This is a genomic window from Eisenbergiella porci (assembly GCF_009696275.1).
Classification (GTDB): Bacteria; Bacillota; Clostridia; order Lachnospirales; family Lachnospiraceae; genus Eisenbergiella; species Eisenbergiella porci.
In genome coordinates this window covers 1-16,288 of record NZ_VUMI01000063.1, presented here as the reverse complement: position 1 = coordinate 16,288, position 16,288 = coordinate 1, and the positions used below count along the sequence as shown (strand labels likewise).

The window sequence follows — 16,288 nt, the reverse complement described above, 5'->3', positions numbered from 1 at the left end:
TCTACTTCTGCCCTTCACCTTCACTTCCTTTCGTCATGTAAGCTACTCCCACCATCGTTAATGGAACATAATTCCCATTTACAATCAGTACCTCTCCCCCTTCTTTTGCAGGGTAATCCAGCAGGCTACGCGCCTCATTTGGTGTATAAATCCCATTATTTACAGCAGTTTTTATCACATCCATCTGTGTTTTTGCGTCTGTCCTTAACAAGGCCTTTTCATTAAATTTTGAAAAGTATCCTTCTTCCCGCTGTTTTTCTGTCAGGCATTTATAATTAATTTCCTGTTCATACTGCGTCAGCCGGTAAAGCATGGTATCCACTAAAAATGCAAGCTGCTGTGTTTCGCTGTTCGCGTAACTTGATTTTTCATAATCATTTATCTGGTTTGGCTTAATCCCGAATGCCCCGGCAATCTGCAGTGCCGTGTACTTTTTCAATTCATAAAACTGTGCGTCTGTCAGTTTTATATTTAGCGCCTGCAGTGTAAGCCCTACAGGGACAGGAACCACTTTCCCCACATTTTTAGGCCCGGACATCAGCTCCGTATATTCCTGCTGCAGCTTTCTCCGCAGCTTTGGATCCAGATCTCCCGTGTATTGCAATACCATAGAGGCAGTAAGCCCCTGTTTATATAGGTTATTCAGGTAATTTTGGGATTCTCCCAGGCCATCCACGGTTGTCCGTAGAATTTCCTGCACAGATTTCCCCATAATCCCGTCAAAACTACACCATGTCTTGAAGTGCAGTACATTTTCCTGCGGGAAAATATAGGTCTTTCCTGTTTTTGGATCGCTGTAACGGTAATATAGCTTTCCGGCATTCCCAAACAAACCTGTATCGTCCATAATTACCTGCACATAATTTGACTGCATCGGCCAGAATGATTTAATTTTATATTCCCCGCCGTACTTTCCCCGTGCTGGGATATATACTGTCTGGATCCACGCAAACCCGTTTCCGTAATGCTGGCAATTGGCTTCTATCGTTGTCCAGAAGGTCGCTGGTGTCATTACCGGATTCGGACGGTTTATTAGCAGGCTGATTCCATCTTCCGGATCCGCCCGTACCCTACCCTCCCCTTCCGTCCTGTAAAATTTCAACGGGAGTTTCCCCATTGTCTCAGATAACATTTTCAGGCATGTGTAGTATGTTACTTCATTGATTGCTTTCTGCTTTGCCGGATCTATCCCCAACCATTTCATCAGCTCTTCATCTTCCAGTGACACAGCCGGCTTTACAAGTTCATTCCATGCATTTTTTATTCTGTTTGTGATTTTCCTTGCTGCATCTCCTTTAGATATCTTTCCAAATAATCTGAATAATCCTCAGCGCTGAAGTCATGGTATAATGCCAGTTTGTAGGCGCATAATGTTGCATCTACAGGATCTATCCTTTTTGTGGTTGCGTCCTTATCAATCTTAATCATACCGTTGCTCTGCCGGATGACTGCATTGCTCATGGCATAATTGAGGAGCGGATTTGGAAGGTAAATTACATTTTTGCAATATACCTGTTCCCTGAATCCCTGTGTCGCTTCATTCAAATGTTTTTGCGACTGGAATACTTCTTCCACGGTATATCCTTCATCCGACAAGTCACTCATAAGCTTGTTGGCGTTTGATGGATCAAAGCACAGGCATTGTATTTTCCATCCATTTTCCGCGCATGTCTGAAGCACATATTCCATTACACGGCCTTGATCCACAATCGGGCTGTTAGTAATTTCCAGGCATCCCCTCCTTACCCATGAATCATACGGTGCCTTATCCTTTCGTATATGCTCCTGCAGTTTTTCCTGCGACGGAATAAAACTGTGTGAAAATACAATATACTTAACAACCCTGTTCCCCTGTTTATCCAATTCCTCAGATTGGAACGGAATAATAAAAGTTACGGATGTTAAATCTATTTTTGCCGACATATCAAATCCCACATATACCGGCCTGTTCCTGGTATCTATTGGAAGGCTAACCACTTCACAGGCTTTCCATTTCGCCATGTCCATGTAACCGTTTTCCGTAGCCTGCATCCAGATATTCAGACATTTTGTTTTAAAAGATATCAGTTTTTCAGGGATTTCTTTTGCAATTTCCCATTCTTCCCGCAGCCTTGCAATACCCGCATCGAAAAAAGCGCGGATTGGGTTTGCTTTCTGCAGCGTCCGTATATCCTCTGGATCATCTGAGTCATCCGCTTCACAGATATCCACAAAATAGTTGTCGTTATGCACATCCACATCCGGATCCAGAATTTTTGAACAGTATGAGTATTCTTCGATATAGCACGGGCAGTTTAAATCTTTACCTGCCGTTGTGATAATCATCAGAAGCGGTTCCTTTGTCGCTGCCCCCAGCCCCAGATCGTAAAAATCTGTTGTTGTATGCTGGTGGTATTCGTCAAGAATAAGCCCCGCCGGGTTTGTCCCGTCACCGGATCTCCCATCCTCTTTGCTTAACGGGAGGATAAAACTTCCTGTTTTTTTATGTTCAATGATATCCCGTGTTATTTTAAACTTTAGTTTTAATGGGGATCCCCGCAGCATCAGCCGGCATTCATTGAATATAATTTTTGACTGCTGCCGCTTTACACCCGCAGTGTAGTACTCGTATACCTCCCCGTTGCGCGTGGCCTGTTCTGAAATCTCATTCAGTGCCACCCCAGCCTCCATCTGTGATTTTGCATTTTTCCTTGCAACTTCGACAAATGATTTTTTAAACCGCTTATAACCTGTATCTCTATGTCTCCACCCGTATAACTGGCAGAGGAAAAATTTCTGCCATGTAGTCAATAGAATAGGCTTTCCGGCCAGTTCCCCTTTGGAATGGCGCAGATACGAAAACCACTTCACAATTTTCCCTGCTTTTTCTTCATCCCAGATATACGGAAAACTCTCTTCCCCTATTAGGTCCAAATCGCGCAGGAATCGCTGACATGCCTGTTTATGTTTTTTTCCAGATGGAACCTTATCCTCCAGGCAGTCCCTGGAATATTGGATCAGCTCTTCCTTTATTTCCATCAAATATCACCGAATTCCTCCTCTATCTCATTCTCTGCCCTGTCCACCTTAATTGCTGCCGCTTTCAACCTACTGTCTATCGTAAGGCCGCACATGGATGCAAACTTGCGCATTTCCTCCGCATATTTTTTCTGTATCATGATTAATGGGTTTTCTCCCTCATACTCCGTTCCCTGTGCGGATACTTTTACTACAATAAGATCCTGCCCTGAAAGCTGTTCTGTTGCTTTCCGGTACATGGCATATGCGTTACAGTATCCGGCCAAGTTAGACAAATCAAGGTTTCCAATAATCTCTATTGTTTTCAGGTCTTTTAATACCCTTTTATACTCTTTTTTAGCTATAGTATTTATCAGCCACGATGGGGGCCTTCCTATATCCTCCATGCCTGTTATGACGCTTTGCTCTTCCAGCATTTTCCGCTCTTTTTCCTCTTTTGTAAGGTTCCCGGACTGCCGTTCTAATGGCTTCCTGTTTTTGCTCCTTTTATCCCTCCATTTCAAAATTTTTTATTTGGAGTTTTGTGTAAAGAAAGGTAGGACAGCGGTCGTGGGAAAATCGTCTAAACTTTTCTTATCCCCCCTACCCCATTACCTTTCAATATTTCCTGTAGTTCTGCCTGTATATCCTTTTTTTGTTTTTTATAGAGACGATGTATCTCATCATGGCTTGACCTGCTTACTGGTATAAGATTATCATCCAAAAAAAACAAAGCCATGTTATCGACTGTTGGGATAATATGATGAACTGTCTCTGCATACTCAATCCGGTTATATTTATGCAACGCCCACTGATCAATGCCATTATATCTTGCAATTATCATGTCCCGTAAGTTTCTCCATCTTTGTGTATGGTACAGTTTATAAACACCTTCTGGGGCTTTATATGAACGCTTGCAAACAGGACATGATGTTCCGGAAGGAATACGTTTACCACATTTGGGACAACGTTTATAAATCATCTTTTTTCCTCCAACTAATTGCAGAGAGAGGATTTGAACCTCTGACCTCCAGCTAAGGAGACTGGCGAGCTGACCGAACTGCTCTACTCTGCTTTAACTTTTTTTTACATAAAAAGGTACCCAGTTCAGCCAACCGGGTACCTCTTGCAAAAGAATGGAACAAGTGTCCTTTTCACTTCTTCCACTTTATATCATATCAAAATAAAACATGAAATACCATGAAATCATAGTTCGAAATGAGTTAGAGCCTTCCCGTGGATATTGTATATTTGACGCACATCAAATCCCATTTTATCTGATATTTTTTCCCACTTCATACGTTTAATATATCTATACATTAATACGTCCTTTTCATCCTCATTTTTCATTTGTTCTATTTTGTCCGATATCTCCTGGCACCGCTTTATTCGTAGATATCTAGCCTTTCTATATTTCCTTTCTTCCTCTTCCATCAAGGCTGCATAATCTGATAAATCCTTCCCACCAAAAGTATGAGGCATACCATCCATTATCACCGTTGGACAAATCTTATTTAAACGTATTTCTCTAATTCGTTCATCGCTTCTTTCCATTTGCCTTATAGCCCTCTCATACCCTTTTAGATAATCTTTCTTTTTTTCATTTTCAGTCATGCTCTTTTTTTCACATTTCATTGGTATCATCTCCTTTCATTCCTGCTGCCATATTAGGCGTTTGCGAAACGCCAGAACCTGCATAAATGCGGGATTCTTTTTTCTACAAAATAAAACATCTCCTCAATGGTTTATGGTACAATAGAGTTACGAACAGCTATCAACCAATCCACCAAAAAGGAGATGTACTTACATGATAACATATAAACAGCTCTCTTTGGCAGATATTTTTACCGATTGCCAAAATAAATTTGATAACGATAAGTATAAGTTTCTTTCTCTTCTTGATGAAACCATTAACCTTGATGAAATTGTTCCGGTATCCTTTGTTTCCCATTTTCATGCTGCCACCGGCAGGCCCCGCAGGCATCTTCTTTATCCCATGCTTAAGGCTCTGTTATTATCTTTTCTCTCTGTAAAATAACCACTATCACCCATGCAATTTTCGTAATAGAATTTTATAATCCTCATTTTCTTTCCTCAAAATCATCAATCTTCTGATAATGCTGCAATCATCAAAAGTTCTTCTATATGCTTCCTACAAAGGTAATGACCGTTCCCATTTTTGCGAAAAATGTATATCTCATCAGATTGCGGTGCGCCCTTACACAGTTCGCATGCAGCAGTTTTTTTATTCGACAGCCTAATTGTCATTTCATAGTTCTCTGTTTTCTTCATGAGTTAATTCCTCATTTAATCCTCATCTTACTAAATAACAAACAATACCCATCAAAATCATAAATGATATAATAATAACTGTTGCGCAAATCATTGCTGCCTTTTCATCACTCATTTTGTTTCTCCTTCAAATCCTCATTTGATTAATGTTAAATCGCGCCTCTTTACATTGCTTATTGTCGCAAACTGGTGGCAACAGGGGCATTTTTCCGTTTGTATTGTCATACCCCGATTATTGGCTGAAATGATCTGCACCCTGCATCCTGCTCCCATGCCCTCACCATCACCATTGTGTATGTCCCTGTCAAGTGTTGCGTATCTTTTTATACAAGACTTCATAGTAATTTCTTCAGGTATCATATAATTTCCTTTCTGGCTAATTGCCTATCCCAATTTACATACCATCTCGGTACAATCACCAGAATGGTAAATTTCAGTTCGGTTGATTAGATACTATCCTGTGCGTTGCAACATCCATATCCTTAATCATATCTAATAGCGGCCGCTCTGTCTCACTTTTTGCTATCGCTTTCCAGCGATATGTATATACCGGTTGTGAGCAATTTCCTAAAATATTTGGCATTGCATAGCTTTCTTTTCTCTCCAAGAAAAACATCTCTTACCTCCGCTAAATCCTCACTTAATGTCCCCCTAGTTGAACCGCTAATTTATTACCTCAAAACATTCCGCTAAGTGCGCTCTAGTGATTTCTATCCAACCACATCCCTCACAACCACTCTCGCACTCAAGATGTACCTCTCCTCCGATCATGTTAACGTCATCTTCATACCAGACCGATCCCTCTGTTATTACGCCATAGCTACCAGTTGGAAAACCGTGTTCATCATATTTTTCAATTCCCATTGCATTTATGCATTTATATCGCATTCCTTATCTCCTTCCGGTTATTCACCTAAATCCTCAGTTAACCAATCAACAGCTTCGCCCGGATAATAAGTCGGCTCTTTATCCAAATAACTGTTGATTTCCGCTTCAATCCGCTCTCTAACGTCTTTTGGTATCGCAGACATCACATTGCTAAGCCAGTCCTCGTGCATATCATCTTCCAGACATTCAAGAGCATAATAGAGGCTGAAAGATGCAAATGTTTCTTCCGCAATCGCGACATCCACCTCATCCCTATCAATGTAATAACTGGACTGCATAAATTCTTCTTTATCCATCACTGTTCCGTCATACCCTTTTGGGGTGACGGTCAGTAGTGTGTCATCGTCTATTTCTGATAATTTCTTCATTGGTACCTCCTAAATTCTCAATTGCTCAATAACTTTTGTTCTGTTACGCTTCTGGTAATTTCTCATACATGGTTTCATAAATGGCCGTTGCATAATCCATTAAAAGTTTCTTGGCTTCCTCTTCCTGTATAGCTTCTCCGAATATCTTCCCATAATCTCTTTCATGGGTCAAAAGCCAGTTCCCTTTTGCAGATTTCCATAATTTACACTGGTACTCCCGGCCAATCTCTTTTCCAGTACACATGGCGCTGAAAAAGAACTTATTTACTTGATACCACTTTCTAACCTCCGCCACCTCTTCCATGTTTTCAGTGTTATATTTCATTCCATTAATTACAAATTGCATTTTATACCTCCGCTATATCCTCAGTTAAGCAAACCGGTTTCCAACATCCTTTTTATGTGGGCACTGACGCTGCTTTTTGACTTAAGCCCTACAGCCGCGCCTATTTCCGCGAATGTTGGGCTGTATCCATGTTCCTGCATATAACTGACAATAAACTCCTTTATTGCTGCCCTTGTCTTATCTTTGTTTGCCATTTACATTCCCCTCCAGTAGATGCTGTCTGTAAAAGGATCTGGCGCCAGCGGCTGCGCACATCCGGAAAGCATTATCACGGCTAAGATAATTGCAATCATCTTTACTAGCTTCATACAATTTCCTCCAGGAAGGAAATTCCATCCATATTATCTTGCGTATTCCTGCTGCCGCCTGGAGCTTCCCAAACCTGTTTTTTCCCGTACTTACTATATGTAACCGCTTCCCTGGACCATCCCGGATACATACCCTGCATGTAGTCTTCAAGCATGGCTTGCATTTCTCCTCGCAGGCCACGGTTCCCATTATCCAAAATTCCATGATGTCCGATACATCCCAGGGCGCCGTTCTGCTCTATACCCAGGCCCAGCTGTGAGCGGGGAACCACATGCATAATCTGCAGGCCGCCGTATCGGCAGGCGTTTTCCATATGATAACCCCGCCGACAGAAGAAACAGGATTCCTGATCTCTTTTATGTATCGCTTTCCTGGCCTTGGCTGTAAATTCCGTCTGCCTCGCCATCCGGCTCTTCTTCGTTTTCTGCCTTGATATCTTCATTCTGTTCCCTTTCTATATCTTCAATATTCAGCTGCCCCGGCAACCGCTCCGCCGCCGGAATCCATCTTTTTCGGTATACCTTGTCTCTGATTTCACATTCATCGACCTTCACCGGACAACCAAAGCGGCTGTCACCTGTGTATTTTCCGTCTTTAATGCAGTTCATCTCACACCTCCTTTAAATCCCACCATGAAGCATCAAGATAGTTGTTTTTCCACTCTTCGTATGCCTCATTAATTTCTTCTTCAGTTGCAGAATCTTCGAATTCAACCACTTCGTCATAGCTGGCTCCCGTAAACCCAGTCCCTAAATGATAGTGTATTTTTTTCATCATTTTCCTTTCCGGCTATTCGCCTAAATTTCAGTTTAACCGGCTAATCCGCTTTTTTAGGACACCATGCAGGGGATGTTTTAATCGTAACTTCATGCGACCACGGTTTTCCAAAACACAGAAATCCTTCCATTTTCTGAATCCTATGATGCGAAAAGTAATCTGCGATATATTTCGTGTCTGGATGTTCGCACCAAAAACTCGGTCTGCTATTTTCGGGCCGCCCCCGATCCTTGCAAAATTCGCATTCACTGCACTTTATATTTCTTTTCTGCATTCCGACACCTCCATTAAATCCTCATTATACTTAGCTTTTTAGCGGGCACCAATCCGGTACTCGTTTCTTGCTATGATATCTCCCATGATACAAACCTTTGATTTTACAGACTTCGGTGTGTTTACAGACATTTCCCGCAGGCTTACCCTGTTCTTTCCACACTTCTCCATATTCGCATTTCATGCATGGATGCAACTCTGCGCGGCTGTTAAATTCCATCCTATTTCCTCCCGTACTACTGGCCTAAATCCTCATTTATACTTCCTGCTACAAATGGAGATTTTCCTTCATTATTTACGCATCCAATAAATAAATAATCATCTCCTAAAGATACTTGTTTTCTACACTTTTTACTATAAATAAAATCTAAATCACTTCTTAAGGCCTTAAAAGTAGTTGCTCCCTTCCTTATATAAATATCTCCTTTTTTTATTATTCTCCCATTACCATAATCTTTTTTAATAACATATGGTCTGTTATTATTGCCATAAAGATTAATTTACCGGTACTGGCTCCCAGCTTTGGCTCTCGCCCAATCGACGGCCCCGGCTGCCATCCACCTATGGTTGTGGCGTACCCGTTGCTTCCTCGGCGCGTTATCTGCTCACCCTCTTTTTTATTGCCTATCTGGTTTTTGCTCCAGAGATTTTTTTACAAGGTCACCCGTTCGTCCTTGCCCCCCGTATAGCCGATAGGACAGCATATTCTTCATTCAGCTTTCTATATCATCAACATGAAGGCATAAAATAATTCCAAGACATTCTCCATTTATACCAATCGGAATAATAGCCTTTCTAGTTTTTTCTGTCGCATAGCTGAAAGCATTTTTATACTCTTTTACCCAATCATTCCTTGCCCAAATCTGTTCTCCATCATTTGTATCAAATCTACAAGCCACTTTCCCGCTGCTGGTAACAATTAAATGACGGGTCCTGGTCAATTTATCAACTTCCATGCTTTGTGGATTAAAATCATCTTTCACCGACTCTGTGTGTCTTATTTGTTCCAGATTGATTAATGCCTTCGCTTTTTCTATGTATGGCCCTTTATATCCGTCTGTTAATAATACTGTTTTCCCGTAGTCAATAAGAAACATTCTTCCAGGATTCTTGATTGCTTCTATTTGCATTTTTATATCTGCTGTCATTAACATCTATATACTCCCTTCCGCTGATATCCGGCAGTATCCTGATATATTTAGTCGGCAGTCAATGTCCTGGCATTCACGCCGTTCACCTCAATTCGATCATTTGCAGAAATTACAATGCAGGCCCTACCATCAATAACCTTGGTCCGTATTAAATCCGTGCGCTCCGGCTCTACGTTAATGACAACATCTGGTGTTTCTACATTAAACTTTCTGCCGCCGGCAATATTGGCAGCAAACAAAGATGCCTTTTCTCCAACAGCAGCATCAAATATCTGGTCAAAGTTTTCCATTTTTTCCCCGGGAACGCCGCTCAGCTCAAACAGGCGTTTTACATCCGGTTTGGTGAGTATGAGGGGATCGGGGGAGTCTTTGGTTTCTTCCACCATTTCGGTCAGGTGGTCGTGGATGTTTTTTACGACTTCGTAGTCGCAGTCCTCGCCCAGGGTGTCTTCAATGAGGTAATTGAAGATTTTTTTCTGGCTTTCCGCCGTCAGTGGGATGGTGCAGCCGAACATATTTTCCAGGAATTCGGGCTGGAGTTCTTCCGCCTGTTTGGAAAAATACAGCATGGAATGGATATCGGAATTGCGGTCGTTGAAGGCCGGGAAGAGGAAGCCTTTGACCGGGGGATCCACAATCCAGTCACGGATCCGGTTTTCAATATTGTTGGTTTCCGTGTTATAGAAGAGGCCGGGCTTTGAGAGCTTTACCGGGCAGAGGCTGCAGAGCAGATATTCGTACACATCCTCGGAGGCGTCGAACATTTCCGCGCCGTCGCTGGATTTTCCGGGAATATCATAGGCCACATGGATGAGGATAATGTAGTAATTTTCCGGGAAATAATAGTTTTTAATAACTTTCTGGTAAAAATCCGCCAGCAGGACGTCGTCCTGGAGTTTGCTGTCGCGCAGCTTCAGCAGGAATTCCTGGGGGCCGCCCGGGTTTTCCGCATCCAGAGGAAATTCCAGGTTCAGCAGGTTCTTGCCCAGGGTGCCGGAAAGGGTCTGTTTGAAAATATTAAAATATTTGAAGGTTTCTTCCTCGGGAAGGGAAAGGAACGCTTTCTTTATTTGCGTTTTGATATTCTTTTCACCGTCCACGTAGCAGCCGCAGATTCGGGTAATGGAGCATTTTTCGTGGGTGTATTGTTTCCTGATTTCAAGGACTTCTTTTTTATTCATTTTTTCTTCTCCTTTATGGCATTATGCCGGGGTAATCTGCAATACTCATTTGATTATCTGAATAGTTCAACATTTCTTCTTTAGAGCGTCGGTAAAATTCTTTTGATATTTCAAACCCATAGCTGTTACGGTTCAATTCCATGCAGGCCCTTAATGTGGTTCCGCTTCCTGCGCAAGGATCTATTACCACATCACCTTCATCAGTAAAAATTTCAATCAGTCGTTTTAAAAGTGATACTGGCTTTTGAGCGGGGTGAATCTTTGGATATTCTTTCGTGCTATCCCTTTTCCACTCAAACCAATTGAACACCATATGTCCATCGTTCCTGAACTTAGGCAGCTTCTCACGATAAAGAACAAGCGCATATTCAGTGGCCCCACAAACCCGCATGTTTGCTTTCAAAACCTGCGGACTGTAATTTTTGCAAAATATCAAAGGTATGTAATGCTTAAATCCATACTTTTCCGCGTACTTGATAACGGTCTGGATCTGCTCAAACGAACAGAATACAATCATACATGGTGCATCTGATGATTTTCCTCGTCCATTGCTTTTCTCAGGCTCCTTTTTAAGCAGCCGATTGCAAAAATGGAAGTACTCAGCAATGTTGAAGTTAAAATCTGTATTAAAGGCGGCTTTGCCTGCCAGTTTGCTTTCCCCATTTTTGTTGTCCCCGCCTTTGTACCACATGGGATTGCTGCCATAGAAATTATTGCCGATGTTGTACGGAATATCTGCAATTACCAGCTGCGCTTTAGGTATTCCATATCTTTTAAAGTTCTGGAAATTATCATTGTATAATTCTGTTTTCATTGTTCGAAAGAAGCTAGGATATCCTATTACGGTGGCCACCGCTCCTCACTCCTTTCTGCGGCTCATATACCGCTCCTATTATATTTAATTCCTGTTTTCTGATCGTTTTCCCATATCGATCAATCTCTCACTGATGGAAGGAATATAATGTCTTATCCCATACCTCCAAGTAAATCCCGTTCCAAAGCTTCTATGTCTATCTCATTTTTTAGAATACCCTGATTGTATCTGTCCGCTGCGGATGCTTTCCTGCAGGCCTGCCCTTCCTCACGGTTGTTCCGTGTCCAGTTCCGTACCGCGGCTTTCCAGTCTTTCATTTTGTTTTTTCCTACCATCCAGTCTTTGGCAGTATAGAAATCCACAAAATACTCAGCATCTACCCTGTATCCGCCCTCCTGGCAATATTCCCTTACATTCTCCACGGAAGGTGGTTGAAATGATTTTTCTTTAGACACTTTAGTGTCTTTCTTTTTAATATCATTTACATTATCATTATCATTTACATTAGGTTCGGCTTTGGTTACTGGATGGTTACTGCCTGGATATGCTTCGGTTTTATTTTGGTTATTGTTTGGTTCTTTTTTGGTTGTTGGCCTGCCACCTTTGGTTCCATTCAGGTATCTTTTGTTATTTACATCTATCTGAGGTTTTGCCATCAGATAGACCGTTTTTTCTATGCCACAGGTTTCCGGAACAGTCCCGTCAAGTCCATAATCCATGATTGCCTTGACACAAGCTTTGAACTGGTCAGCAGGGAGGTCTTTCACAGCTTCATAAAAACTGCGGTAAAAAACAATACTATCTCGCATATCAACCACCTAACCAATCCCGAACTGCTTAAGGCTTATCTGATTCTTTGATAATTCATCCTGCTTTTTCGGTCTTATGCATTCACGTATAGCATCGCAGCGCTTTTTACAGCTTCCTGTACGCGTGCATTCTCTCCGGTAATACGCTTCTGCCCTTAGTGTATCTTCAGGGCTTCCATCAGGCCGGAAATAAGCGTTGTCTATATTTACTATCAAGATATGCCGCTCATATAATGCTTCGGCCATGCGTTCCCGGTTTGTCCGATCTCCCTGGCGTGTTAATGCCTCCAGGGTTTCTCTGGATATCCGATTTTTGTAACCAAATGGAATATAGTTCTCAATAAACACTCACTCACCTTCTTCCTGTATTACAATCTCAATTCGCGGATTGTGTCGGTCGAGAAAGAACTGATCTGAAAAGCCTGTGATATTGTCCCAGCCATCGTTTTCCAACACTCCACACTTTACAAGGCTGTCCTGGACAAACTTGTGGGCTACACCTGCTATATTATCAAGGTCACGTTTCCGGTTTGGTTCATAGAAACTGTACCGGATGAATACCGGGTTATGTATCATCAACCGCTTAAGCTGCAGGCGGATAGCATTTGCTATGAGCATCTGGCATTCCTGCTTCATGTCATTACCACAGCTATGTCCCTTTGTTCCACGGCGTGTAAATGACCTCTCAGCACGCAGGTAATCATTCAGGCCCGGAAGGGTCCCTTTCAATATCAGTTTGTATTCTTGCATAATTATCCTCCAACCATTCACTGAGTCTTTTATGGCTTTGTACAACTGTGTCAGCGTATTCCTGCATGGAAATTATCCTGTCGTCATCTTCTGGCACCTCTATGAGGCTGCAAAAGCGTTTGATAAGTCCTGGAAGGTTTCCACGGCCCCAGTATCCAATAATCCTTTCGCCTTCCCGCTCTTTTCCGTCTTTGCTTTGCCCTGTATATTTCTGTTTCAATGCAAGGTTGAGAGGATCAGGTTCTATAAAATAACCATCAAATAATTGTATTTTCATCAATGTTCCTTCCTGCGGCGGGACGTTGGGCGGCTATGGCACCGCCCAGCCCATAGATAGGAGGCTATGGCTCGCGATATATCGTCCCTGCACTCGCAAATATATGTAAGCCTTTCGGCGTTACACCTTATTACAAAAATGACTTACCGTAACGGCTCATGAATGCTTTTCGCGCATCCACTTCCGTCATTCCTCCGGCAACCGCATGTTTTTCCCATGCAAGTTGTCCCGCAATTTTAGAAAGACTTTCTGCCGCCGGATTGTCGTGTATCCGATCCAATGCCCTACCAGGCCCAGTATGATGCTCATGGCAGATTCCGACTGTGATACCATCTGTGTCTGCCAACTGCCTGAGATTTCCGAAAATCAGATGGTGTTCAGCCTCAGCGATCCGGCCACAGATACAGCATATATCTGGATACTCTGTGACCATACTTTTTATCTTTTTCATGGTTTCCATGCCTCCTTCATACGCCGCAGCTCATCTGGCGGAAGCGTTTCTATTTCCAGGTCTTTGCACTCAGATACAATCCCATCTATTAATGCTGACATTTCGGCAGTATTGTACTGGCTGGAACCCTTAATAAGGTAATACCAGCGGTATCTCACTCCGCTTTTTCCCAGTGTTTTGCTGGTTGGCCGGAGGTGCATATAGTCTAAATCCAGGTGGTCAATATCGTCACGGATGCATACTGGCATTAAATTACCGTCCTCGGTACGTTCAAGCGTCCCGTAATTCTCCAGCATAATATTGTGTACCACACTTTTGCTGGAGCCATTAAGCGTGGCTATCTTTTCAACCAGTACCCAATAATAGGCATTTGCATCCAGGGAACGCTTCTTTTTCCATGTCTTAAGCACAACGGTCAATTTTTCCTGTTTTCCGGCTTTTCGGAGCTCCTGAAGCGTAACGTCTGAAACCTCCAAGGTTAAGATAAAATTATTTGTATCAAGACCTCTGGATACATCTTTTATTTTCCCTGTGCATTCCATGATTACTCCTGTTTCTGCCGCGCTTCTATGGTTATCTGAAGTTTTCTTGTTATAGGAACAAATTCATTTATATCCATGTCTGACAAATCTGAGATATTGCATAACTCAAGGATTGATTCATCCGTGACCTGAGCTTTTTCCATCAAATCCAGCAATATCTTATATTTTATGTTGTCAATTTTTCCTGCCGGGTACTTCTTAAAAACAATATCCAAATCCTGATTTACAATTGTCAGTGCGTCAATTTCATTGGTGGCGGTATATGTGATTTCATTTACCCGGAATTTGTCTATGGTATAAAATATGTCTCTACCATTCTGCCCCTGCTTCTTCCTGATCCTACAAACTGATGAAGGAATAAATATATAAGGTGCTGAATAAAGTTCTCTGGCTATTCCATGCTTTACACATGCCCTTTTAAATGCGTCAGAAGCCCGGCCCTTTGTTTTTTCCATATTGCTTTCAGTTCCGACATCTTCCTTACTTACCCAGCACTTTTTATCCGCATCCCAGGCCGATATTGTACAAAACAGTTCATTTCCGATTTCCCTGTAACTGTCCTGCCATCCTAATTCACCATATTTTTCATCAAGGAGATTTTGTCCCGCCCGGCTGGTTACATATAAAAGTAAAGAAAGGCCATTCTCTGTAACCTGTTGCACTCGACAGCTGATTTCTTTTGCCTTTAATAATCGCATAACACTCTCCTTTCAAATCGCAACCCGGAAGATGTCCCTGGCCGCTTCCGCTATGCAATCGTCACAATAATATTCCCCGTCAATTTCATAGCAGTCATCACCGTAATCAGTTTCATCTTCCTGATAGATTCTGCAGCCGCATCGGGCGCAGGTAACATATTTGCGCTCGGTGGTGGGCCACTCCGATTCAACAACCATACGATTTTCAATCACTTCCCGCATCTTCCTTCTCCGCTGGCAATCCCAAGACTGCCTTAATATCTTCTGAACAGTATCCTGTTCCTTTTGTAATAATAGCTCTGATGCTGTCCAGGTCAGCCCTTGCCATCACACCATCTACGAAATCCCCATAGGGGACATATATCATTTTCTCTTCCATTACGTGCCTTTCCGTGCTATAATGCACTTGAATGATTATTTCTATTGCTCCGTGTCCTGTTGCCGCAGGCCGGAGCATTTTCTATTTTCTGTGCCTTTTCAAGTTCTGCAATCGCCACATTAAGCGCATCTACATTCTTCTGCCGCATTTCAATGTTCCGCTTGCTTCCTTCAATCGCTGTGAGGAAGAAACCTCTCATAGATTTCAATTCCTGCAATGTCTCGTCCATGCATCCTCCTTTCTGGAGATAATCAGCAGCGCCACCAAAGCCACAATCATAATGCCTATGGCTGCCGGCTGCAGCTCTCCGTTTTGGTTTTCCACCCCACCGGCTGATACTACAAGAGCCAGGAAGGCGATTGTCTGAAGTGCTCTCATGTCTGCCCTCCCTCGGTATTTCCCCGGCGGTATTTCTCCGCGGACATCCGGTCGGTGAAGCTACCAGCAATATGTCTGATGCATCCTATCATCCGGTATGTCTCTCTAATATGTTCCTCACTGGTAACTGTTGAGGCCTTATCCAATTTCTGAATAGATTCCTGGATGTCTGACAGCATTCCCTTAAGGACTTTGTTTTCCAACTCAAGGCATTCTGTTTTATTCACTGTCTTATCCTCCTTCCTTCGGAACTCTTCCAAACATCTGTAAAATCTCCGCATCAGTAAAATGCAAAATATCATCTATCCGCCAAAGTTCACCGAGTACGAATGTTTCCGGCAACCTTTTTCTTTTGCCCAGGGTATTTTCGTTGATAGCACTTTTAAGGTCTGCATTTTTGAGTGCCCTTCTCTTTATCCCTGCGTTGATAATGCAGCGTACAGTGTTTTTGCGTTCTCCGTATACCCCCAAAGGTTTTGTTTTTGACATGTTATCACCACATTTCTTTTATGATTTTTTATAGGCCACAGTCTGTAGAATAACCGTTATTTCAAAAAGTCTGACAGTTCAGCTTGTTCATACTCCGGTATAACGATAAAATCAGAAGG

30 protein-coding genes, 1 tRNA gene and 1 pseudogene are annotated in these 16,288 nt (G+C 42.4%); 1 reads left to right on the top strand and 31 read right to left on the bottom strand.

What is annotated here, in order from left to right; translation table 11 throughout:
• Window position 1: 1 nt before the first annotated feature.
• The 6 genes from FYJ45_RS24980 to FYJ45_RS24955 all read right to left on the bottom strand — a co-directional run bounded on the left by FYJ45_RS24980 (window position 2) and on the right by FYJ45_RS24955 (window position 4,632).
• Window positions 2-1,228 (bottom strand): phage portal protein, encoded by a 1,227-nt coding sequence (locus FYJ45_RS24980; RefSeq protein WP_321170304.1) that lies wholly within the window; start codon window positions 1,226-1,228, stop codon window positions 2-4.
• Between the two features lie 32 nt (window positions 1,229-1,260).
• The gene (locus tag FYJ45_RS24975; protein WP_154467810.1) at window positions 1,261-3,018 is read right to left on the bottom strand and encodes a terminase large subunit; all 1,758 of its coding nucleotides are present in this window, start codon (window positions 3,016-3,018) and stop codon (window positions 1,261-1,263) included.
• Entirely contained in the window at window positions 3,018-3,404 is a 387-nt protein-coding gene (locus FYJ45_RS24970) for a phage terminase small subunit P27 family (protein ID WP_235931005.1), read from the bottom strand. Before FYJ45_RS24970 ends, FYJ45_RS24975 begins: the two co-directional genes overlap by 1 nt.
• Window positions 3,405-3,580: 176 nt before the next feature.
• Window positions 3,581-3,979, bottom strand: a complete 399-nt coding sequence (locus tag FYJ45_RS24965; RefSeq protein ID WP_154467763.1) for a hypothetical protein — start codon at window positions 3,977-3,979, stop codon at window positions 3,581-3,583.
• Window positions 3,980-3,997: 18 nt separating this feature from the next.
• Window positions 3,998-4,072 (bottom strand) — tRNA-Arg (locus FYJ45_RS24960).
• A 131-nt stretch (window positions 4,073-4,203) separates the two neighbouring features.
• Window positions 4,204-4,632 (bottom strand): DUF1492 domain-containing protein, encoded by a 429-nt coding sequence (locus tag FYJ45_RS24955; RefSeq protein WP_195841976.1) that lies wholly within the window; start codon window positions 4,630-4,632, stop codon window positions 4,204-4,206.
• A gap of 172 nt (window positions 4,633-4,804) precedes the next feature.
• Between FYJ45_RS24955 and FYJ45_RS24950 the strand changes: the two are divergent.
• Window positions 4,805-5,014 (top strand): annotated as a pseudogene (locus FYJ45_RS24950) (ISNCY family transposase); the annotation flags it as partial.
• An 86-nt stretch (window positions 5,015-5,100) separates the two neighbouring features.
• Here the strand turns inward: FYJ45_RS24950 and FYJ45_RS24945 are convergent.
• From FYJ45_RS24945 to FYJ45_RS24830, 25 genes are all read right to left on the bottom strand, one after another.
• Window positions 5,101-5,289 carry a hypothetical protein gene (locus tag FYJ45_RS24945; protein WP_154467759.1) on the bottom strand — a complete coding sequence of 63 codons (189 nt, stop codon included), beginning with the start codon at window positions 5,287-5,289 and terminating at the stop codon, window positions 5,101-5,103.
• A gap of 135 nt (window positions 5,290-5,424) precedes the next feature.
• Window positions 5,425-5,649: a hypothetical protein gene (locus tag FYJ45_RS24940; protein ID WP_154467757.1), complete on the bottom strand. Its 225-nt coding sequence runs from the start codon at window positions 5,647-5,649 to the stop codon at window positions 5,425-5,427.
• Between the two features lie 303 nt (window positions 5,650-5,952).
• Window positions 5,953-6,177, bottom strand: a complete 225-nt coding sequence (locus tag FYJ45_RS24935) for a hypothetical protein (RefSeq protein ID WP_154467755.1) — start codon at window positions 6,175-6,177, stop codon at window positions 5,953-5,955.
• 17 nt (window positions 6,178-6,194) lie between these two features.
• Complete coding sequence (locus FYJ45_RS24930) at window positions 6,195-6,545, bottom strand: hypothetical protein (RefSeq protein WP_154467753.1); 351 nt, start codon at window positions 6,543-6,545, stop codon at window positions 6,195-6,197.
• A gap of 43 nt (window positions 6,546-6,588) precedes the next feature.
• Window positions 6,589-6,891, bottom strand: a complete 303-nt coding sequence (locus tag FYJ45_RS24925; RefSeq protein ID WP_154467751.1) for a hypothetical protein — start codon at window positions 6,889-6,891, stop codon at window positions 6,589-6,591.
• Between the two features lie 20 nt (window positions 6,892-6,911).
• On the bottom strand, window positions 6,912-7,085 hold the full coding sequence (locus FYJ45_RS24920; RefSeq protein ID WP_154467749.1) for a LexA family protein: 174 nt from the start codon (window positions 7,083-7,085) through the stop codon (window positions 6,912-6,914).
• A 110-nt stretch (window positions 7,086-7,195) separates the two neighbouring features.
• Window positions 7,196-7,513, bottom strand: coding sequence for a hypothetical protein (locus tag FYJ45_RS24915; RefSeq protein WP_154467747.1), 318 nt, complete (start codon window positions 7,511-7,513; stop codon window positions 7,196-7,198).
• A 43-nt stretch (window positions 7,514-7,556) separates the two neighbouring features.
• The gene (locus FYJ45_RS24910; protein WP_154467745.1) at window positions 7,557-7,808 is read right to left on the bottom strand and encodes a hypothetical protein; all 252 of its coding nucleotides are present in this window, start codon (window positions 7,806-7,808) and stop codon (window positions 7,557-7,559) included.
• Between the two features lies 1 nt (window position 7,809).
• The gene (locus tag FYJ45_RS24905) at window positions 7,810-7,977 is read right to left on the bottom strand and encodes a DUF7167 family protein (protein WP_154467743.1); all 168 of its coding nucleotides are present in this window, start codon (window positions 7,975-7,977) and stop codon (window positions 7,810-7,812) included.
• 312 nt (window positions 7,978-8,289) lie between these two features.
• Complete coding sequence (locus tag FYJ45_RS31550) at window positions 8,290-8,421, bottom strand: hypothetical protein (RefSeq protein WP_268890975.1); 132 nt, start codon at window positions 8,419-8,421, stop codon at window positions 8,290-8,292.
• Between the two features lie 542 nt (window positions 8,422-8,963).
• Window positions 8,964-9,404, bottom strand: a complete 441-nt coding sequence (locus FYJ45_RS24900) for a hypothetical protein (protein WP_154467741.1) — start codon at window positions 9,402-9,404, stop codon at window positions 8,964-8,966.
• Between the two features lie 44 nt (window positions 9,405-9,448).
• Window positions 9,449-10,582 carry a DUF4317 domain-containing protein gene (locus tag FYJ45_RS24895; protein WP_154467739.1) on the bottom strand — a complete coding sequence of 378 codons (1,134 nt, stop codon included), beginning with the start codon at window positions 10,580-10,582 and terminating at the stop codon, window positions 9,449-9,451.
• A 13-nt stretch (window positions 10,583-10,595) separates the two neighbouring features.
• A complete protein-coding gene (locus FYJ45_RS24890) occupies window positions 10,596-11,435 on the bottom strand; it encodes a DNA-methyltransferase (RefSeq protein ID WP_330588822.1) in 840 nt (279 codons plus the stop codon).
• Window positions 11,436-11,548: 113 nt separating this feature from the next.
• On the bottom strand, window positions 11,549-12,205 hold the full coding sequence (locus FYJ45_RS24885) for a DUF6291 domain-containing protein (RefSeq protein ID WP_154467737.1): 657 nt from the start codon (window positions 12,203-12,205) through the stop codon (window positions 11,549-11,551).
• 348 nt (window positions 12,206-12,553) lie between these two features.
• Window positions 12,554-12,955 (bottom strand): RusA family crossover junction endodeoxyribonuclease, encoded by a 402-nt coding sequence (locus FYJ45_RS24880; protein ID WP_154467735.1) that lies wholly within the window; start codon window positions 12,953-12,955, stop codon window positions 12,554-12,556.
• Window positions 12,906-13,232: a hypothetical protein gene (locus FYJ45_RS24875; protein ID WP_154467733.1), complete on the bottom strand. Its 327-nt coding sequence runs from the start codon at window positions 13,230-13,232 to the stop codon at window positions 12,906-12,908. Before FYJ45_RS24875 ends, FYJ45_RS24880 begins: the two co-directional genes overlap by 50 nt.
• A 130-nt stretch (window positions 13,233-13,362) precedes the next feature.
• Window positions 13,363-13,683 (bottom strand): hypothetical protein, encoded by a 321-nt coding sequence (locus FYJ45_RS24870; RefSeq protein ID WP_154467731.1) that lies wholly within the window; start codon window positions 13,681-13,683, stop codon window positions 13,363-13,365.
• The gene (locus FYJ45_RS24865) at window positions 13,680-14,225 is read right to left on the bottom strand and encodes a hypothetical protein (protein ID WP_154467729.1); all 546 of its coding nucleotides are present in this window, start codon (window positions 14,223-14,225) and stop codon (window positions 13,680-13,682) included. Before FYJ45_RS24865 ends, FYJ45_RS24870 begins: the two co-directional genes overlap by 4 nt.
• Window positions 14,226-14,227: 2 nt before the next feature.
• On the bottom strand, window positions 14,228-14,887 hold the full coding sequence (locus FYJ45_RS24860; protein ID WP_195841975.1) for a hypothetical protein: 660 nt from the start codon (window positions 14,885-14,887) through the stop codon (window positions 14,228-14,230).
• 48 nt (window positions 14,888-14,935) lie between these two features.
• Window positions 14,936-15,145: a hypothetical protein gene (locus tag FYJ45_RS24855; RefSeq protein WP_154467727.1), complete on the bottom strand. Its 210-nt coding sequence runs from the start codon at window positions 15,143-15,145 to the stop codon at window positions 14,936-14,938.
• Window positions 15,129-15,302 (bottom strand): hypothetical protein, encoded by a 174-nt coding sequence (locus FYJ45_RS24850; RefSeq protein ID WP_154467725.1) that lies wholly within the window; start codon window positions 15,300-15,302, stop codon window positions 15,129-15,131. The genes FYJ45_RS24855 and FYJ45_RS24850 overlap by 17 nt, the downstream gene beginning before the upstream one ends.
• Window positions 15,303-15,318: 16 nt before the next feature.
• The gene (locus FYJ45_RS24845) at window positions 15,319-15,531 is read right to left on the bottom strand and encodes a hypothetical protein (RefSeq protein WP_154467723.1); all 213 of its coding nucleotides are present in this window, start codon (window positions 15,529-15,531) and stop codon (window positions 15,319-15,321) included.
• Window positions 15,507-15,680, bottom strand: a complete 174-nt coding sequence (locus tag FYJ45_RS24840) for a hypothetical protein (RefSeq protein ID WP_154467721.1) — start codon at window positions 15,678-15,680, stop codon at window positions 15,507-15,509. The genes FYJ45_RS24845 and FYJ45_RS24840 overlap by 25 nt, the downstream gene beginning before the upstream one ends.
• A complete protein-coding gene (locus FYJ45_RS24835; RefSeq protein ID WP_117531666.1) occupies window positions 15,677-15,907 on the bottom strand; it encodes a hypothetical protein in 231 nt (76 codons plus the stop codon). Before FYJ45_RS24835 ends, FYJ45_RS24840 begins: the two co-directional genes overlap by 4 nt.
• A 4-nt stretch (window positions 15,908-15,911) precedes the next feature.
• A complete protein-coding gene (locus FYJ45_RS24830; RefSeq protein ID WP_102287141.1) occupies window positions 15,912-16,169 on the bottom strand; it encodes a hypothetical protein in 258 nt (85 codons plus the stop codon).
• Window positions 16,170-16,288 lie beyond the last annotated feature (119 nt).

Excerpts from the sequence above, each read along its gene's own strand:
- FYJ45_RS24975 (WP_154467810.1), bottom strand. The coding sequence starts at position 3,018 with ATGGAAATAAAGGAAGAGCTGATCCAATATTCCAGGGACTGCCTGGAG.
- FYJ45_RS24970 (WP_235931005.1), bottom strand. The coding sequence starts at position 3,404 with ATGGAGGATATAGGAAGGCCCCCATCGTGGCTGATAAATACTATAGCT.
- FYJ45_RS24965 (WP_154467763.1), bottom strand. The coding sequence starts at position 3,979 with ATGATTTATAAACGTTGTCCCAAATGTGGTAAACGTATTCCTTCCGGA.
- FYJ45_RS24955 (WP_195841976.1), bottom strand. The coding sequence starts at position 4,632 with ATGAAATGTGAAAAAAAGAGCATGACTGAAAATGAAAAAAAGAAAGAT.
- FYJ45_RS24945 (WP_154467759.1), bottom strand. The coding sequence starts at position 5,289 with ATGAAGAAAACAGAGAACTATGAAATGACAATTAGGCTGTCGAATAAA.
- FYJ45_RS24940 (WP_154467757.1), bottom strand. The coding sequence starts at position 5,649 with ATGATACCTGAAGAAATTACTATGAAGTCTTGTATAAAAAGATACGCA.
- FYJ45_RS24935 (WP_154467755.1), bottom strand. The coding sequence starts at position 6,177 with ATGCGATATAAATGCATAAATGCAATGGGAATTGAAAAATATGATGAA.
- FYJ45_RS24930 (WP_154467753.1), bottom strand. The coding sequence starts at position 6,545 with ATGAAGAAATTATCAGAAATAGACGATGACACACTACTGACCGTCACC.
- FYJ45_RS24925 (WP_154467751.1), bottom strand. The coding sequence starts at position 6,891 with ATGCAATTTGTAATTAATGGAATGAAATATAACACTGAAAACATGGAA.
- FYJ45_RS24920 (WP_154467749.1), bottom strand. The coding sequence starts at position 7,085 with ATGGCAAACAAAGATAAGACAAGGGCAGCAATAAAGGAGTTTATTGTC.
- FYJ45_RS24915 (WP_154467747.1), bottom strand. The coding sequence starts at position 7,513 with ATGGAAAACGCCTGCCGATACGGCGGCCTGCAGATTATGCATGTGGTT.
- FYJ45_RS24910 (WP_154467745.1), bottom strand. The coding sequence starts at position 7,808 with ATGAACTGCATTAAAGACGGAAAATACACAGGTGACAGCCGCTTTGGT.
- FYJ45_RS24905 (WP_154467743.1), bottom strand. The coding sequence starts at position 7,977 with ATGATGAAAAAAATACACTATCATTTAGGGACTGGGTTTACGGGAGCC.
- FYJ45_RS31550 (WP_268890975.1), bottom strand. The coding sequence starts at position 8,421 with ATGGAGAAGTGTGGAAAGAACAGGGTAAGCCTGCGGGAAATGTCTGTA.
- FYJ45_RS24900 (WP_154467741.1), bottom strand. The coding sequence starts at position 9,404 with ATGTTAATGACAGCAGATATAAAAATGCAAATAGAAGCAATCAAGAAT.
- FYJ45_RS24895 (WP_154467739.1), bottom strand. The coding sequence starts at position 10,582 with ATGAATAAAAAAGAAGTCCTTGAAATCAGGAAACAATACACCCACGAA.
- FYJ45_RS24885 (WP_154467737.1), bottom strand. The coding sequence starts at position 12,205 with ATGCGAGATAGTATTGTTTTTTACCGCAGTTTTTATGAAGCTGTGAAA.
- FYJ45_RS24880 (WP_154467735.1), bottom strand. The coding sequence starts at position 12,955 with ATGCAAGAATACAAACTGATATTGAAAGGGACCCTTCCGGGCCTGAAT.
- FYJ45_RS24875 (WP_154467733.1), bottom strand. The coding sequence starts at position 13,232 with ATGAAAATACAATTATTTGATGGTTATTTTATAGAACCTGATCCTCTC.
- FYJ45_RS24870 (WP_154467731.1), bottom strand. The coding sequence starts at position 13,683 with ATGAAAAAGATAAAAAGTATGGTCACAGAGTATCCAGATATATGCTGT.
- FYJ45_RS24865 (WP_154467729.1), bottom strand. The coding sequence starts at position 14,225 with ATGGAATGCACAGGGAAAATAAAAGATGTATCCAGAGGTCTTGATACA.
- FYJ45_RS24855 (WP_154467727.1), bottom strand. The coding sequence starts at position 15,145 with ATGCGGGAAGTGATTGAAAATCGTATGGTTGTTGAATCGGAGTGGCCC.
- FYJ45_RS24850 (WP_154467725.1), bottom strand. The coding sequence starts at position 15,302 with ATGGAAGAGAAAATGATATATGTCCCCTATGGGGATTTCGTAGATGGT.
- FYJ45_RS24845 (WP_154467723.1), bottom strand. The coding sequence starts at position 15,531 with ATGGACGAGACATTGCAGGAATTGAAATCTATGAGAGGTTTCTTCCTC.
- FYJ45_RS24840 (WP_154467721.1), bottom strand. The coding sequence starts at position 15,680 with ATGAGAGCACTTCAGACAATCGCCTTCCTGGCTCTTGTAGTATCAGCC.
- FYJ45_RS24830 (WP_102287141.1), bottom strand. The coding sequence starts at position 16,169 with ATGTCAAAAACAAAACCTTTGGGGGTATACGGAGAACGCAAAAACACT.